The sequence below is a fragment of the Streptomyces sp. NPDC090499 genome (genome assembly GCF_044769305.1).
Taxonomy (GTDB): Bacteria; Actinomycetota; Actinomycetes; order Streptomycetales; family Streptomycetaceae; genus Streptomyces.
The window spans coordinates 98,170-113,127 of sequence record NZ_JBIVXP010000002.1 but is presented as its reverse complement, the minus strand read 5'-3'; the positions used below and the strand labels follow the sequence as shown (position 1 = coordinate 113,127).

The 14,958-nt window shown below is 73.3% G+C and carries 19 protein-coding genes and 1 pseudogene; 17 read left to right on the top strand and 3 right to left on the bottom strand.

Going from position 1 to position 14,958, the window contains the following annotated elements; genetic code table 11:
* Positions 1–33 precede the first annotated feature (33 nt).
* Positions 34–597: a GNAT family N-acetyltransferase gene (locus ACIQVL_RS08875; RefSeq protein WP_403437694.1), complete on the top strand. Its 564-nt coding sequence runs from the start codon at positions 34–36 to the stop codon at positions 595–597.
* 71 nt (positions 598–668) lie between these two features.
* A complete protein-coding gene (locus ACIQVL_RS08870; RefSeq protein WP_403474867.1) occupies positions 669–2,588 on the top strand; it encodes a DUF5107 domain-containing protein in 1,920 nt (639 codons plus the stop codon).
* Positions 2,589–2,610: 22 nt separating this feature from the next.
* On the opposite strand, the gene ACIQVL_RS08865 is transcribed toward ACIQVL_RS08870, so the two are convergent.
* Entirely contained in the window at positions 2,611–2,961 is a 351-nt protein-coding gene (locus ACIQVL_RS08865) for a VOC family protein (RefSeq protein WP_403437696.1), read from the bottom strand.
* Positions 2,962–3,049: 88 nt separating this feature from the next.
* On the opposite strand from ACIQVL_RS08865, the gene ACIQVL_RS08860 reads away from it, so the two are divergent.
* From ACIQVL_RS08860 to ACIQVL_RS08795, 14 genes and pseudogenes are all read left to right on the top strand, one after another.
* On the top strand, positions 3,050–3,502 hold the full coding sequence (locus tag ACIQVL_RS08860) for a phage holin family protein (RefSeq protein WP_403474866.1): 453 nt from the start codon (positions 3,050–3,052) through the stop codon (positions 3,500–3,502).
* A 410-nt stretch (positions 3,503–3,912) separates the two neighbouring features.
* Positions 3,913–4,176 (top strand): annotated as a pseudogene (locus tag ACIQVL_RS08855) (NAD(P)/FAD-dependent oxidoreductase); the annotation flags it as partial.
* A complete protein-coding gene (locus ACIQVL_RS08850; RefSeq protein ID WP_403474865.1) occupies positions 4,173–6,020 on the top strand; it encodes a transketolase in 1,848 nt (615 codons plus the stop codon). The pseudogene ACIQVL_RS08855 and the gene ACIQVL_RS08850, both read left to right, overlap by 4 nt.
* Positions 6,017–6,217, top strand: coding sequence for a hypothetical protein (locus ACIQVL_RS08845; RefSeq protein WP_403474864.1), 201 nt, complete (start codon positions 6,017–6,019; stop codon positions 6,215–6,217). The genes ACIQVL_RS08850 and ACIQVL_RS08845 overlap by 4 nt, the downstream gene beginning before the upstream one ends.
* Before the next feature lie 156 nt (positions 6,218–6,373).
* The gene (locus tag ACIQVL_RS08840) at positions 6,374–6,730 is read left to right on the top strand and encodes a gas vesicle protein (RefSeq protein WP_403437699.1); all 357 of its coding nucleotides are present in this window, start codon (positions 6,374–6,376) and stop codon (positions 6,728–6,730) included.
* Positions 6,731–6,782: 52 nt separating this feature from the next.
* The gene (locus tag ACIQVL_RS08835; protein WP_403437700.1) at positions 6,783–7,220 is read left to right on the top strand and encodes a gas vesicle structural protein GvpA; all 438 of its coding nucleotides are present in this window, start codon (positions 6,783–6,785) and stop codon (positions 7,218–7,220) included.
* Entirely contained in the window at positions 7,217–7,981 is a 765-nt protein-coding gene (locus tag ACIQVL_RS08830; protein ID WP_403474863.1) for a GvpL/GvpF family gas vesicle protein, read from the top strand. The genes ACIQVL_RS08835 and ACIQVL_RS08830 overlap by 4 nt, the downstream gene beginning before the upstream one ends.
* 54 nt (positions 7,982–8,035) lie before the next feature.
* The gene (locus ACIQVL_RS08825; protein WP_403437704.1) at positions 8,036–8,299 is read left to right on the top strand and encodes a gas vesicle protein GvpG; all 264 of its coding nucleotides are present in this window, start codon (positions 8,036–8,038) and stop codon (positions 8,297–8,299) included.
* Positions 8,296–9,003, top strand: coding sequence for a DNA primase (locus ACIQVL_RS08820; protein ID WP_403474862.1), 708 nt, complete (start codon positions 8,296–8,298; stop codon positions 9,001–9,003). The genes ACIQVL_RS08825 and ACIQVL_RS08820 overlap by 4 nt, the downstream gene beginning before the upstream one ends.
* A complete protein-coding gene (locus tag ACIQVL_RS08815) occupies positions 9,000–10,034 on the top strand; it encodes an SRPBCC family protein (protein ID WP_403437706.1) in 1,035 nt (344 codons plus the stop codon). The genes ACIQVL_RS08820 and ACIQVL_RS08815 overlap by 4 nt, the downstream gene beginning before the upstream one ends.
* A complete protein-coding gene (locus ACIQVL_RS08810) occupies positions 10,031–10,375 on the top strand; it encodes a gas vesicle protein (RefSeq protein ID WP_403437707.1) in 345 nt (114 codons plus the stop codon). The genes ACIQVL_RS08815 and ACIQVL_RS08810 overlap by 4 nt, the downstream gene beginning before the upstream one ends.
* The gene (locus tag ACIQVL_RS08805; RefSeq protein ID WP_403474861.1) at positions 10,372–11,205 is read left to right on the top strand and encodes a GvpL/GvpF family gas vesicle protein; all 834 of its coding nucleotides are present in this window, start codon (positions 10,372–10,374) and stop codon (positions 11,203–11,205) included. The genes ACIQVL_RS08810 and ACIQVL_RS08805 overlap by 4 nt, the downstream gene beginning before the upstream one ends.
* Positions 11,202–11,390 (top strand): gas vesicle protein, encoded by a 189-nt coding sequence (locus ACIQVL_RS08800; protein WP_403437709.1) that lies wholly within the window; start codon positions 11,202–11,204, stop codon positions 11,388–11,390. The genes ACIQVL_RS08805 and ACIQVL_RS08800 overlap by 4 nt, the downstream gene beginning before the upstream one ends.
* Entirely contained in the window at positions 11,387–11,671 is a 285-nt protein-coding gene (locus ACIQVL_RS08795) for a gas vesicle protein K (RefSeq protein ID WP_403437710.1), read from the top strand. The genes ACIQVL_RS08800 and ACIQVL_RS08795 overlap by 4 nt, the downstream gene beginning before the upstream one ends.
* Before the next feature lie 53 nt (positions 11,672–11,724).
* Here the strand turns inward: ACIQVL_RS08795 and ACIQVL_RS08790 are convergent, their stop codons facing one another.
* Positions 11,725–12,540: a class I SAM-dependent methyltransferase gene (locus ACIQVL_RS08790; protein WP_403437712.1), complete on the bottom strand. Its 816-nt coding sequence runs from the start codon at positions 12,538–12,540 to the stop codon at positions 11,725–11,727.
* Positions 12,541–12,683: 143 nt separating this feature from the next.
* Positions 12,684–14,171 carry a bifunctional phosphatase PAP2/diacylglycerol kinase family protein gene (locus ACIQVL_RS08785; RefSeq protein WP_403437714.1) on the bottom strand — a complete coding sequence of 496 codons (1,488 nt, stop codon included), beginning with the start codon at positions 14,169–14,171 and terminating at the stop codon, positions 12,684–12,686.
* A gap of 80 nt (positions 14,172–14,251) precedes the next feature.
* Between ACIQVL_RS08785 and ACIQVL_RS08780 the strand changes: the two genes are divergently transcribed.
* Complete coding sequence (locus ACIQVL_RS08780) at positions 14,252–14,899, top strand: histidine phosphatase family protein (protein WP_403437717.1); 648 nt, start codon at positions 14,252–14,254, stop codon at positions 14,897–14,899.
* The last annotated feature ends 59 nt before the right edge of the window (positions 14,900–14,958 follow it).

The window sequence follows — 14,958 nt, the reverse complement described above, 5'->3', positions numbered from 1 at the left end:
CGCGCCGCAGGCAGTTCCGCGTAGGGTGTCGGGATGCCGCACACCGCTTCCCGCTATCTCGCCGAGAGCCCCCGGGTGGGGATCCGCCCGTACACCTACGAGGACGGCGCCGAGTTCATCGCCCGCGCCCGGGAGAGCAAGGACCTCCACGAGCCCTGGCTGTTCCCGCCCACCACCGACGCGGCCTACGCCGGCTACGCGGGACGGCTGATCGAGGACCGCAGCAAGGCGGGTTTCCTGGTGTGCGAGAAGGAGGGCGGCGAGCAGGGCGGGGCGATCGCCGGGTTCATCAACATCAACAACATCGTCGAGGGCGGCTTCCAGTGCGGTGCGCTCGGCTACGGCGTGTTCGCGCACGCGGCCGGGCGCGGCCTGATGCGGGAGGCGATGGGCCTGGTCGTGGATCACGCCTTCGGGCCGATGCGGCTGCACCGGCTGGAGATCAACGCGCAGCCCGGCAACGCCGCGTCCATCGCGCTCGCCCGCGGTGCCGGGTTCCGGCTGGAGGGCTTCTCGCCGAACATGATCTACATCGACGGGGCCTGGCGGGACCACGAACGCTGGGCGATCACGGCGGAGATGCGGGCCGCCCGCTGACTTCGGCCCGTCGGCCTTTGCGCAATCCTGACCGGCAGCTCCCCTGGCCAGCTCACCCGGCGCCGGGTTCCATGGTGATCGTGACGAGGATCCGACGTGAGGTACTGACCCTGCCCGCGGCGGAGCTTGGCCCGGACAACCCGCTGCCGCCGCTCCGCCTCCTCGACGAGATTCACCGCGTCGACGAGCGTGACCGGGAGGACCTGCCCCGGGACATGGCCCGGCAGCTCGGCCACGAACCGCTGCGCAGCCTCCTCCCGGTACGCATCCGCGACGGCTACGGCAGAACCCGCACGCCTCGCGAGATCGACGCCCTGGTGATCGAGAACGACCGGCTGCGCGCCACCGTCCTGCCCGGCCTCGGCGGCCGCGTCGCCTCCCTCGTCCACCTGCCCAGCGGCCGCGAACTCCTGTACCGCAACCCGGTGTTCCAGCCCGCCAACCTCGCCCTCAACGGCGCCTGGTACGCCGGCGGCATCGAGTGGAACATCGGCGCCACCGGCCACACCACGCTCTCCTGCGCCCCGCTGCACGCGGCCCGTGTCCCCGCACCCGACGGCGGCGACATGCTCCGCCTGTGGGAATGGGAACGGCTGCGCGACCTGCCCTTCCAGGTCGACCTCTGGCTGCCGGACGGCTCCGACTTCCTGTACGCCTGCGTCCGCGTCCGCAATCCGCACGAACACCCGGTGCCCGGCTACTGGTGGTCCAGCACGGCCGTACCGGAGGACCGCCGGATCGTCGTCCCGGCCGACGAGGCCTGGGAGTTCGGCGCCGAACGACGACTGCACCGGGTGTCCGCTCCGGATCCCGACGCCCAACCCCCGTACCCGGCGGACTGGTTCTACGACATCCCGGACGGGCGGCGCCGCTGGATCGCCGCGCTGGACGCCGACGGCCACGGCCTGGTGCAGACCTCCACCGACGAACTGCGCGGCCGCAAGCAGTTCGTGTGGGGGGCGGGGACCGGCGGCCGGCGCTGGCAGGAATGGCTCGGCGGACCCGGTGCCGGCGGTTACCGCGAGATCCAGGCCGGGCTGGCCCGCACCCAGCTGGAGCACGTCCGCCTCGACGCGGAGAGCGAGGTGTGCTGGCTGGAGGCGTACGGCCCGCTGTCGGCGGCGTCGCCCGCAGACGTCGAGGAGCGGCTGGAACTCGCCCTGCCGCGCGCCGGGTTGGACGCTGCTCGCGCCGCCTGGAAGCCGTACGCCGACACCGAACCCGGTGAACTCCTCGCCACCGGCTCCGGCTGGGGCGCCCTCGAAGTGCTGCGCACCGACTGGAAGCTGCCCGGCACGCCGTTCCCCGAGCCGACACTGACCGAGGAACAGGCGCCCTGGCGGGAGCTGCTGCGCACCGGCACCCTGCCCGAACCCCGCCGGGTACGGCCGCCGGGACCGACCCTGGTCGCCCCGCACTGGCGGGACATGCTGGAGACCGCCCCCGCCACCCCGCACACCGAGTACCACCTGGGCGTCGCCCAGTGGCACGCGGGCGACCGCGCCCAGGCCGTCCGCAGCTGGGAGCGGGCTCTCCCGCTCGCCCCGTCGCTCTGGCCGCTGCTGCGCTGCCTCGCCGTCGCCGACCAGGAGCACGGGCAGTACGAGCGGGCCGCGGAACGGTACGCCGACGCCTTCGACGACCTGTGCCGGGAGCGCCGCGACGACGGCGAGACCTGGACGGCGGCCTGCGCGGCACTCGGCCGCGAGTCCGTCGAGGCGCTGCTGCGGGTACGGCGGACCGCGGACGCCCGCGCCGTGTGGGAGGCGCTGCTGCCCGCGATCCGGGAGCGCGGCCGGTTCCGGCTCCTGGAGGCGGAACTGCTGCTCGCGGAGGGACGGCCGGCCGCGGCCCGCGCCGTCTTCGACGCCGGGTTCGAGGTGGCCGACCTGCGGGAGGGCTCGGACGCGCTCGACCGGCTGTGGGCGCGGCTCGGGGACGAGCCGCTGCCCGCCCGGTATGACTTCCGGATGCGTCCGCAGGGCCTGTGACCGGCCCCGGTCCGCTCCCGGTTCAGCCCCGGTGCTGGTCGACGTACTCGAACAGCGAGCCGTCCGGGTGCATCGCGAGCAGGGTGCGGCCGGCGGACGTGGCCACCGGCCCCGCGAGGATGCGGGCGCCGAGGTCGTCCAGCAGCCGGCGGGCCGCGTCGACGTCCTGCACCGCGATCGTCGCGGCCACCTTGCGCAGCACCTCCAGCTCCGCCTCCGGCCCGCTCATCAGGAGGAAGGAGCCGACCGCGGCGACCTGGACACCGCCGCGCTCGAAACGCTGGGCTCTGCCGCCGGAGAGACGTTCGTAGAACGGGATCGCGGTATCGAGGTCGTCGACGCAGATGCGCAGGGAGGCGCCCAGAATCTCCATGGGCACGAGCCTAGTTGCCGTGGGCCGGGATGGTGTCGCCTCCGGTGATCTCCTGTTACGGCAATTCCGGCGCGGGTACCCGCATGCCATGGAACACCTGGATCATCTCGAACATCTGGACAAGGATCTCGTCGACGAGCTGGCACAGGTCGCGCGCGAGACCGTCCGGGACGAACTGCGCGAACAAGGCCGCAAGCGGCGGCGGGCCGCCGTGCTGTACGGCGCGTCCGGCGCGGTCGCCCTGTACGCCGGGGCCGCGCTGGCGCTGGCCGTGGGGCTGGCGTGGGCGATCCTGCTGCCGGCGTGGGCCGCGGCGCTGGTCACCGCGGTGATCCTGGGCGCGGTCGCTCACGCGTTGCGGGAGGCGGGGCGGCCGAAGAGGCCGCACGCACCGCACCGGGTGATCGGGGGGACGGCGCCCGGGGCACCGCCCAGCGGGCTGGGGCTGCCGTATCCGCCGATTCCGGCGGAGCCGCCGGGGGTGCCGGGGGTGCCGGGCCGGCCGGGTGCGGATCCGGAGTCGCCGCATCACCGGGGTTGACCTGAATCACCGTGGGTGACCGTAATCGGCGGGGGTGACCGGAGAGTGCCTTTTCCGTGGCGGTAGCCGTTCGCCGCGGGGCGGTGGGGGCGGCCGCGCGCAGTTCCTCGCCCGGCGCCCCCGAGGCGCCCGCCGCAGCGGGCGCGGCTTCGGCGCGCGGTGTTTCGAGGTCGAGCCTACGGTTACGTGGGTGGCCTTGGACCTCGTCGTATCCCCGGAGGCGCACCGTGAGCCGTCGACCCCGGATCGTGATCGTCGGCGCCGGGTTCGCCGGGTATCGCGCGGCCCGTACGCTTGCGCGGTCGGCCAGGGGCCGTGCCGGGGTCACCCTGCCGAACCCCACTGACCACTCCCTGTATCTGCCGCTGCTGCCCCGGGTCGCCGCGATGCGGCTGCTCACCGTCGGCCCCGGCGGCGGGCAGGCTGCCGCCGACCCGCTCGGGGTGCCCCTGTCCGGGCCGCCCGCCGGGCCGGTGGCCCGCGGCCGTCACCTGGCGGCCATGCCCCGGGGCCGGGTCGCCGCCGACCACCGGCTGCCTGATGCCGTACTGCCGCGCCAGGGCGTCCGGTCGGGCCTCGTACGGTCCTGGCCGGTGCCGCTGGACACGGCCTCGCCCGAATTGCCGAAGGTCCCCGAATCCGTCACGGACCGTCCTCCGGAAGGAGCCTCATGAACACCGCCGACCTCGTCGAACTCGCCCAGCAGTTGCGCGTGGACAGCGTGCGGGCGGCCGCCGCGGCCGAGTCCGGGCATCCGACCTCGTCGATGTCCGCCGCCGATCTGATGGCGGTCCTGTTCGCCCGCCACCTGCGCTACGACTTCGAGCGGCCCGACCACCCCGGCAACGACCGCTTCGTCCTCTCCAAGGGCCACGCCTCACCGCTGCTGTACGCCGCCTACAAGGCGGCCGGTGCCATCGACGACGCCGAACTGCTCACCTTCCGCAAACTCGGCAGCCACCTGGAGGGACACCCGACCCCGCGCCGGCTGCCGTGGGTGGAGACCGCCACCGGCTCCCTCGGCCAGGGCCTGCCGGTGGGCGTCGGCATCGCGTTGTCCGGGAAGCGCCTGGAGCACGGCCGCTACCGGGTCTGGGTGCTGTGCGGGGACAGCGAGCTGGCGGAGGGCTCCGTGTGGGAGGCCGCCGAACACGCGGGCTACGAGCACCTCGACAACCTGACCGCGATCGTGGACGTCAACCGGCTCGGCCAGCGCGGCCCCACCCGGCAAGGCCACGACCTCGACGCCTACGCCCGCCGTTTCCAGGCCTTCGGCTGGCACACCGTGGAGATCGACGGGCACGACGTGGACGCCGTCGACCGTGCCTGCGTCGAGGCCGCGGCCACCGCCGGACAGCCCACCGTGATCCTCGCCCGCACCCGAAAGGGCCGGGGCGTCGCCGCCGTCGAGGACCGCGAGGGCATGCACGGCAAGCCGCTGCCGGACCCCGAGGAGGCCATCGCCGAACTCGGCGGGGTACGGGATCTCCGCGTCCACGTGAAGGAGCCGCCGGCGGCCCGCGCGCTGCACTCGGTGCCCACGGGCGCGCTCGAACTCCCGCGCTACGACCTGGGGGAAGAGGTTCCCACCCGCGATGCCTTCGGCAAGGCGCTGGTCGCGCTGGGCCATGCCCGCGCCGACGTCGTCGCGCTGGACGGCGAGGTCGGCGACTCCACCCGCACCGAGCTCTTCGGCAAGGAACACCCCGACCGCTACTTCGAGTTCTACATCGCCGAACAGCAACTCGTGGCCGGGGCCGTCGGCATGGCCACCCGCGGGTGGGTGCCGTACGCCGCCACGTTCGCCGCCTTCCTCAGCCGGGCCTACGACTTCGTGCGGATGGCCTCCGTCAGCGGCAGCGGGATCAACCTGGTCGGCTCGCACGCGGGCGTGGCCATCGGGCAGGACGGGCCCTCCCAGATGGGTCTGGAGGACCTGGCGATGTTCCGCTCGGTGTACGGCTCGACCGTGCTCTACCCGTGCGACGCCAACCAGACCGCCAGGCTCGTCGCCGCCATGGCGGGGCTCGACGGCATCCGCTACCTGCGTACCTCGCGCGGGGCGGGCCCGGTGATCTACGGCCCGGACGAGGAGTTCCCGGTCGGCGGCAGCAAGGTGCTGCGCTCCTCCGAGGAGGACCGGCTGACCGTGGTCGCCGCCGGGGTCACCGTGCACGAGGCGCTGAAGGCCGCCGACGCGCTCGCCGAGGACGGCATCCGGATCCGGGTCGTCGACCTCTACTCCGTGAAGCCGGTGGACCGGCAGACGCTGCGCACCGCCGCCGAGCAGACCGGCTGCCTGCTCACCGTCGAGGACCACCACGAGGAGGGCGGGCTCGGCGACGCGGTGGCGGAGGCGTTCGCGGACGGCAGGCCGGTGCCGCGGCTGGTACGGCTCGCCGTCCGCACCATGCCGGGTTCGGCCGCCCCCGACCAACAGCTGCACGCCGCGGGCATCGACGCCGACGCCATCGCGGCGGCCGGGCGGCTGCTGGTCGAGGAGGCGGTCGTGCGGTGACCAAGGGCGAGGTGCGGCCGGTGCGGGCGGGCCACCGGCCCGGCAACCTGCGCTTTCCGGGCGGCGACGGCGCCGCGAAGGAATGGACCGGAGCCGGCCTCGTCGACCACTGCGGGTCCCTACCTGCTCCCGCCCCCGCGTCGGCGGCCGTCCCGGCCGGCCGGCCCTCGACCTGGGGCGCAGCGCCTGTGCCCTGACCGTGGTGGCCCCCTGCACCGTGCGGGCCGGGCCGGGCGCCCCGTCGCCGGGTCCGGTCCGGCGGCGGGCGGATGCGTTGAGTGATGTGCTGCGTAATGTCCGAAATGTCGATGTTTGACCGCTATTCCTTCGGCCACTCGGTCTGCGAGGTGGCCATGACGAACACAGAGAACACGTCACACACGCAGGGTGCACGGAACGACCGTAAACGTGACGACGGACCCGACGCGGCACCGGACCGGCCGAGCCCCATGGCGGTACTGAGCCAGGCGCGCGCCCAGCTCGCGGAGCTCACCGGTATGGCCGCCGAGTCCGTGTCGTCCTTCGAACAGAGCGAGGACGGCTGGGCGTTGGAGATCGAAGTCCTGGAACTGTCCAGGGTGCCCGACACCATGAGCCTGATGGCGAGCTACCAGGTCGAACTCGACCCGCAGGGACAGCTCACCGGCTACCGGCGCGTCAGCCGCTACGAACGCGGGCGCGCCGACCCGCACCGGCCCGGCGGCCGTTAGGCCGCCCGTCGGCACCCACGGACAGGCACCACGCGAAGGAGGTCGGAACGGCATGACCGTTGTACCGGCACAGCAGACCGGCGGCGCAGGCGGCGGCAGTCTTTACGACGTGCTCGAACTCGTCCTCGACCGCGGGCTGGTCATCGACGCGTTCGTGCGGGTCTCCCTGGTCGGCATCGAGATCCTGAAGATCGACATACGGGTCGTCGTCGCCAGCGTCGACACCTATCTGCGTTTCGCCGAGGCCTGCAACCGGCTCGACCTCGAGTCGGGCCCGCACAAGGACCCCGGCCTGCCCGACATCGTCGGCCAGGTCACCGAGTCCGGCGCCCGGGGAAAGTCGAAGGGCGCGCTCGCCGGCGCCGCCCAGACGGTCTCGGACGCCTTCCAGCAGGCCCGCGACGAACACTCGGGCTCGGGTGAGACAGAGTCCCGGCCGCGCGCCCGCAGGGCCCCGGCCCGCCACAAGGAGAGGGAGGAGCAGGAGTGAGTACGTACGTCTACGGCATCACGGCCGCCGGACATCCCGCCCTGCCCGAGGGCATGGACGGGGTCGGCGACCCGCCCGGCCGGGTGCGGGTGCTCACGGAGGGTGACCTGGCCGCACTGGTCAGTGAGGCCCCCGAGGGACTCCGGCCCAAGCGCCGGGACCTGCTCGCCCACCAGAACGTGCTGGCGGAGGCCGGGGGCGGCGGCTGCGTGCTGCCCATGCGGTTCGGCAGCGTGGCCCCGGACGACGGCGCCGTCACCGGCGTCCTCGCCGAACGCGCCGACCACTACCGGGAACGGCTGCGCACCCTCGACGGCAAGGTCGAGTACAACGTCAAGGCCAGCCACATCGAAGACGCGGTGCTGCACCGCGTCATGTCCGAGAACCCCGAGCTGCGCGCCCTGGCCGAGGCCAACCGGAAGGCGGGCGGCGGGAGTTACGAGAGCCGGCTGCGGCTCGGTGAACTGGTGGTGGGCGCCGTACGCGCCCGGGAGGCCGAGGACGCGGCCGAGGTACGGCAGGCGCTCGAACCCGAGTCGGCCGCCGTCGGCGTGGGGCCCGGCTCCACCGGATGGCTCGTCAACGTGTCCTTCCTGGTGGACCGGCACTCCGCCGAGACCTTCCTGGCCGGGGTCGAACGGCTGCGCAAGAGCCATCCGCACCTCGACCTGAGCGTCAACGGACCGCTCCCGCCGTACAGCTTCGTCGAACCGGGGCCCGCCGAACCGGCGGTCAGCACGGCCGGCCGGGCCGAGAGGTAGCGGGCCGGCCGAGGAACAGCCGGCAAGGCCCAGAAACAGAAGGAGCAGGCGCCCATGGGACTGGTCAAGGAGCTGCTGCTACTGCCCTTCGCGCCCGTGCGCGGCAGCGCCTGGGTCATCGAGCAGGTGGTGCAGGAGGCGGAGCGGATCTACTACGACCCCGCCGCGATCCGGGCCGAACTGGCCCGGCTGGAAGAGCGGCTGGAGGCCGGTGAGATCGACGAGGAGGAGTTCGACCAGGCCGAGGACGAACTTCTCGACCGGCTGGAGACCGCCCTGCGCAGAGACGCGGGGCACGGCAATGGGACGCATACATGAACCGCATGGGACTGGGCCTCGCGATCGGGGCCGGATACCTGCTGGGCCGCACCAGGAAGCTGAAACTGGCTTGCGCCGTAGGGTCGTTGGTGGCCGGCAAGAAGCTGAACCTGACCCCGAAGGCAGTGCTCGACCTGGCCAACCAGCAACTGCGCGACAACCCGCAGTTCAAGGAGATCGGGGAGCAGCTGCGCCACGACCTGCGCGGGGTCGGCAAGGCCGCGTCCGATGCCATGGTCGAACGGCAGCTCGACGCCTTCGCCGACCGGCTGCACGGCCGTACCGCCGAGGTGCGCGACCAGCTGGCGGGCGTCGTGCCCGGCAGCGGCGGCCCGGACGACGACGAGGAGCCGGCGGAGCAGAGCGAAGCCGACCGCGAGGATTCGGAAGAGCAGGACGAGGACGAGGGTGAGGACGAGCGCGAGGACGAGCGCGAGGACGAGGGCGAGGACCAGCCCGAGCGGAAGGCACCGGACCGCAGGGCACCGGACCGTAAGGCACGGGAGCGCACGGAACGGGACCGCACGGCACCGGACCGCACGGCACGGGACCGCACGGCCCCCGCGAAGAAGGCTGCCGCCAGGAAGGCGTCGGCCGGCAAGCCGCCCGCCAAGAAGGCGCCGTCGAAGAAGGCCGCGCAGGGCCGGGCGGCCGCCAGGAAGAAGGCCGGCCAGGCCCGGTCGAAGGGAGGCGGGGACCGATGAACACCGGACCGATCGGGGACGCGGCCCGCTCCGAGGCCGCCGACCGTCTGAAGGCGGAACTGCAGGAGTACCTCGCCGCCCAGGCCGAACGCCTGCTGTCGGGCGCCGGCCGCAAGCTCGGCGAGGCCACCGGCAAGCTCAACGACATAGCCGAGGGGAACAGCCCCGGCTTCGGCAGGCTCGCACTCGACGCCGGCCGCAAGGTCGCCGAGGGCAAGGGTCCGGTGCGCTCCGCCCTGGAGCTCGGCCTGACCCACGCCAAGGACACCGTCATGGACAAGGTGAAGGGCCTGGGGGGCGGCAAGGGCAAAGGCAAGGGGGGCGGCCAGAAGCCGACCGTCATCATCGAGTCCGTCGACGTCGGCGTGCCGGTGCGCACCGCCTACGACCAGTGGACCCGCTACCAGGACTTCAGCACCTTCGCCAAGGGCGTGAAGAGCGCCAGCCGTGCCGACGACACCTCGTCGGACTGGCAGGGCAAGATCTGGTGGTCCAGCCGGAGCTGGAAGGGCAAGACCGTCGAACAGATCCCGGACTACCGCATCCAGTGGTCGGCTCAGGGGGCCAAGGGCAGTCACAAGGGCGTCGTCACCTTCCACGAGCTCGGCGACAGCCTCACCCGGGTGCTGCTGGTGATCGAGTACTACCCGAGCGGTTTCTTCGAGAAGACCGCCAACGTCTGGCGCGCCTCGGGCCGCCGGACCCGCCTCGACCTCAAGCACTACGCCCGCCACATCTCCATCAAGGGAGAGGTCGACGACGGCTGGCGCGGCGAGATCCGCGACGGCGAGGTGGTCCGCAGCCACGACGACGCGGTGGCCGAGGAGGAAGCGGAGAACGAGACGCCGGACGAGGAGTCGGACGAGGAGTCGTACGAGGACGAGGAGCCCTACGACGAGGCGGAGGACGCCGAGCAGGGGGAGGATGAGGAGTACCGGGACGACGACCAGGCCGAGGAAGAGCCCGAGGACGAGTACGAGGCCGAGGAAGAGGAAGAAGACGAGTACGCCGGTTCCGGGAGCCGTCGATGACGATGGCCGCCCGGCTGCCCGAGCCCTACGGACGTGACGGCGGGGGCGCCAACCTCGCCGACATCCTGGAGCGCGTCCTGGACAAGGGCATCGTCATCGCCGGGGACATCAGGATCAACCTGCTCGACATCGAACTGCTCACCGTCAAGCTCCGCCTGGTCGTCGCCTCCGTCGACCGGGCGAAGGAGATGGGCATCGACTGGTGGGAACACGACCCGGAGCTGTCCACCCGCGCCCGGCGCGACCAGCTCACCCGGGAGAACCACGAGCTGCGGGAGCGGCTGGCCGCCCTGGAGGCACTGGAGGCCGGCCGAGGACAGCGCCAGGAGGAGGACAGATGACCGCACAGGGCGGACTCCGGTACGTGTACGCCGTCTGCCGTCCGTTCGCGGCGGCCCTGCAGACCCAGCTCTCCGGCGTGGCCGGGGTCCCGCCGGGGCTGCTCAGGCACCACGGGCTGGTCGCCGTCGTCAGTACCGTCCCGGAGGGCGACTTCGCCGAGGAGCCGCTGCGGGACCACCTGGAGGACCTGGACTGGCTGGCCGCGACCGCCCGTGCCCACCAGGGCGTGATCGACGCGCTCACCACGGTCACCACGCCGCTGCCGCTCCGGCTGGCCACGGTCTTCCGGGACGACAGCGGCGTACGGACCATGATGGAGGCCCGCGAGGCCGACTTCCTGCACACCCTCGACCGGCTGGAAGGGCGGGTCGAGTGGGGTGTGAAGCTGTACGCCGACCCGCCCGAGCAGCCGCCCCCGCCCGCCGGCCGGCCCGCCACCGGGCGGGAGTATCTGCGGCAGCGGCGGACGGACACGCGGGCTCACGAGGAGAAGCGGCGGGCCGCCGAGGAATTCGCGCGCACTCTGCACGAACGGCTTTCCGGGCGCGCCGAGGCATGCCGGCTGCACCCTCCGCAGAACGCGACGCTTTCGGGAGTCCCCGGGCAGAACCTGTTGAACGCCGCCTATCTGGTGTCCCGCGCGGATTCCGAGGAATTCGTGGAACTGGTCGACCGTACGAAGGACGAGACGCCTGCGATGCGGGTGGAACTCACCGGGCCGTGGGCGGCCTACTCCTTCACCGAGCCGACCGCCGAGCCGACCACCGAGCCGACCACCGAGCCGGTCACCGGACCGCCGGCGCCGGTGCGGGCGGGGGAGCAGCGGTGACCGTCGTCGAACGCCGTCAGGTGGCCCTGGTCGACCTGCTCGACCGGCTGCTGGCCGGCGGGGTCGTCATCACCGGCGACGTCACCCTGCGCATCGCGGACGTCGACCTCGTCCGCATCGACCTCAACGCACTGATCAGCTCGGTCAGCGCCCAAGTGCCCGCACCCTGGGGTGAGCCGACGTGAGCAGACACCGCAACCGGCTGGACCTCGAACCGGACACGGTGGAGCGTGATCTGGTGAAACTCGTGCTGACCGTCGTGGAGTTGCTGCGCCAGCTGATGGAACGGCAGGCACTGCGCCGCGTCGACACCGGGGACCTCACCGAGCAGCAGGAGGAGCGCATCGGGCTCACCCTGATGCTGCTGGAGGACCGGATGGCCGAGCTGCGCGACCGGTACGGACTGCGGCCCGAGGACCTGAACCTGGACCTCGGGCCGCTGGGACCGCTGCTGCCCCGCGACTGACCCCGCCGCCGTCGGCGGAGTCACCACCTGTTCCCGAATCCCGCGGAACTCGCTCACTTGCGGCAGAGAATCTCTCCGTGCAGTACGGCGAACCAGCCGTCCTCCCGGCCCGCCCACTCCCGCCAGGCCGCCGAGACCGCCGCCAGCTGCTCCGCGGTCGCGTGACCGCCCTCCGTGGCCCGGTCGGCATAGGCGGAGGCGACCGTACGGTCCGCCCACAGCCCGCCCCACCACGCCCGCTCCTCGTCCGTGCTGTACGTCCAGGTACCGGAGGTGGCCGTGATGTCGGTCAGCCCCGCCGCCAGCGCCCAGGACCGCAGCCGCCGCCCGGCGTCCGGCTCGCCCCCGTTGGCGCGGGCCACCCGCCGGTACAGCTCGGACCAGTCGTCCAGGCCGGGCACCGCCGGGTACCAGGTCATCGCCGCGTAGTCGGAGTCGCGTACGGCGATGAAACCGCCCGGCTTGGTGACCCGGCGCATCTCGCGCAGCGCCTGCACCGGGTCGCCCACGTGCTGGAGCACCTGGTGGGCGTGGACCACGCAGAAGGTGTCGTCCGGGTAGTCCAGCGCGTGCACGTCGGCGACCGCGAAGTCCACGTTCGTCAGCCCGCGCCCGGCGGCCGTCGCGCGGGCCTGCTCCAGGATGCCCGGCGCGTGGTCGACGCCGGTCACCCGGCCGTCCGGGACCAGCTCCGCCAGGTCGGCGGTGATCGTCCCCGGTCCGCAGCCGATGTCCAGGATCCGCATGTGGGGCTTGAGCGAACCGAGCAGGTAGGCGGCGGAGTTGGCGGCGGTGCGCCAGGTGTGGGAACGCAGCACCGACTCGTGGTGACCGTGCGTGTACACGGCGGTCTCCTGTGGCTTCGACATGGCTCAACCCCTTCGCGTCACACCGGCGGACGGGGCCGGACGGCCCCGTCCCGCGGTATTCCGCAACGCTACGCGCGCATGCCGAATGTTGAGACTCGCGTTTTACCATGTGGACTGACGGTTCGTCATGAGCGTGCTACGGGTCAGGGCATCGGCCGGTACACGGTCAGTGCCTCCGGCAGCTTCTCCACGGTCATCTCGCCCGCCACGTCGGTGACTTCCCCGTCGTACGCGAGCGGAGTGCCGGCCGCGATGCCGGTCAGCCGCAGCCGGCGCACCCGGGCCTCGGCGTGGGCGGGGGACCGGGTGAGCGGGCCCGCGAGGGCGGCGGAGAGCAGCCGGAGCGCGGGATGCCGGCCGCCGTGCACCACGCGTACGTCGAGCTGCCCGTCCGCCAGGTCGGTACGGCGGCCCGGGGTCAGGGCCAGCCGGTGGTAGAGGCAGTTGCCGACGAACAGCAGCCACAACGGGTGGGTCTCGCCGCCCAGTTCGACCCGGAGCGGGTGCCGGTCCGTGCGCAGTACCCGCAGCACGGCGAGCACCTCGGCGGGCCAGGCGCCGATCCGGTGCGTCCAGCGTTCCCGCTCCCGGACCAGTTCCGGATAAACGCCCAGACTCAGCGTGTTCAGGAAGACGCCCTCCAGGCCGCCGGAGGTGAAGCGGCCGACGTCCACCCGGACCGCCTCGCCCTCGCGCACGGCCCGGCCGATGCCCCGGCCGTCCTCCACGCTCAGGTCGTGGGCGAAGTGGTTGAGGGTGCCGCCGGGCAGCACGGCGAGCGGCAGCCCGTGGCGCAGCGCGATCTCCGCCGCCGCGTTCACGGTGCCGTCGCCGCCGCACACCCCGAGCGCCTGCGCCCGCAGCGCCGCCTTCGCCAACTCCTCCTGCACCTCGCCCGGTTCGCACTCCACCAGCTCCGCCGCCGGCAGCTCGCGGTGCAGCACCCGCATCCGGTCGGCGCTGCCGGAGGCCCGGTTGGCCACCACCACCAGCCCCTCGCCGTCCGGCAGTGCCGGGGCCTCGGCACGCGGCCGGGGCGGCGGACCGGTCTGCGCCCGGGTCGGCACCAGCCCCCGCACGGCGAACGCGGCACCGGCCCCCAGCGCCGCGCCCGCGAGCACGTCGCTCGGGAAGTGCACACCCGTGTACACCCGCGACATGGCGACGGAGAACGCCACCGGCGCCACCACCGCGCCCCACGCCGGGGACTCCAGGGCGACCCCGGCCGCGAAGGCGGCCGCCGACGCGGCGTGCCCGGAGGGGAAGGACGTGGTGATCGGCTGCCGCTTCAGGTGCCGTACCGCGGGCACCGGGTCCAGGAGCGGGCGCGGGCGGCGCACCGAGCGCTTGCCGAGGGTGTTGATGGTCAGGGAGGCCAGGGCGAGCGAGGCCAGGCCGCGGGCGGCGGCCCGGCGCGCCCGGGGCGTGCGGGTCGCGGCCACCGCGGCGGCCGTCGCGAACCACAGCACCCCGTGGTTGGCGCTCCGGCTCAGCCGGGGCAGCACCGGTTCGGCGAACGGCCAGTTCCGTTCGGCGGCGATCTCGAACAGACGGCTGTCGAGGGCGAGCAGCCGGTCGCGCAGCGCGTGCCGGCCGGGCTTCGGGACGGTGAGGTCGACGTCTGGGCTCATGCGGGTCCGGTTACCCTGAAGTGGCACTTTCCTGCCGGCCCGCGCCGCGGGCGAGTGAGCCGAGTGAGAGGAACCCCTGGATGCGCCTGCTCCTCATACGCCACGGGCAGACCCCGACCAACGTCGACTTCCTCCTGGACACCGCGGTGCCGGGCCCCGGTCTGACCGCCCTCGGCGAGCAGCAGGCGGCGGCCCTCCCCGAAGCCCTCGCCGACGAGGACATCGAGGCCGTCTACGTCTCCACCCTGACCCGCACCCGGCTCACCGCCGCCCCGCTGGCCGCCGCCCGGGGCCTCGACCCCGTCGTCCGCGACGGCATCCGCGAGGTGTCCGCCGGCGACCTGGAGATGCTGCCCGGCCACTCCGGGCGGGGCGAGGAGTACATGCGGACCGTGTTCGCGTGGGCGGCCGGGGACACCGCGCCGCGGATGCCCGGCGGAGAGACCGGGGACGAGGTCCTGGGCCGCTACGACGCGGTGGTCGCCGAGGCCGCCGCGAGCGGCGCCGGGACGGTCGCCATGGTCAGCCACGGCGCGGTGATCCGCCTCTGGACGGCCGCCCGCGCCGACAACGTCGACGTGCCCTACGCGGCGTCCCGCCTCCTCGCCAACACGGGCGTGGTGATCCTGGAGGGCACCCCGGCCGACGGCTGGAAGGCGCTCTCCTGGGAGGGCGCGGTCGTGGAGCCGACGGGGGCGAGCGGGCCGACGGGGGAGCCGGTGGAGTAGGGGGCGCCGTTTTCGGCCGCGGGTGCGTCGTGGTTGCTCGCGCAGTTCCCCGCCCCTTT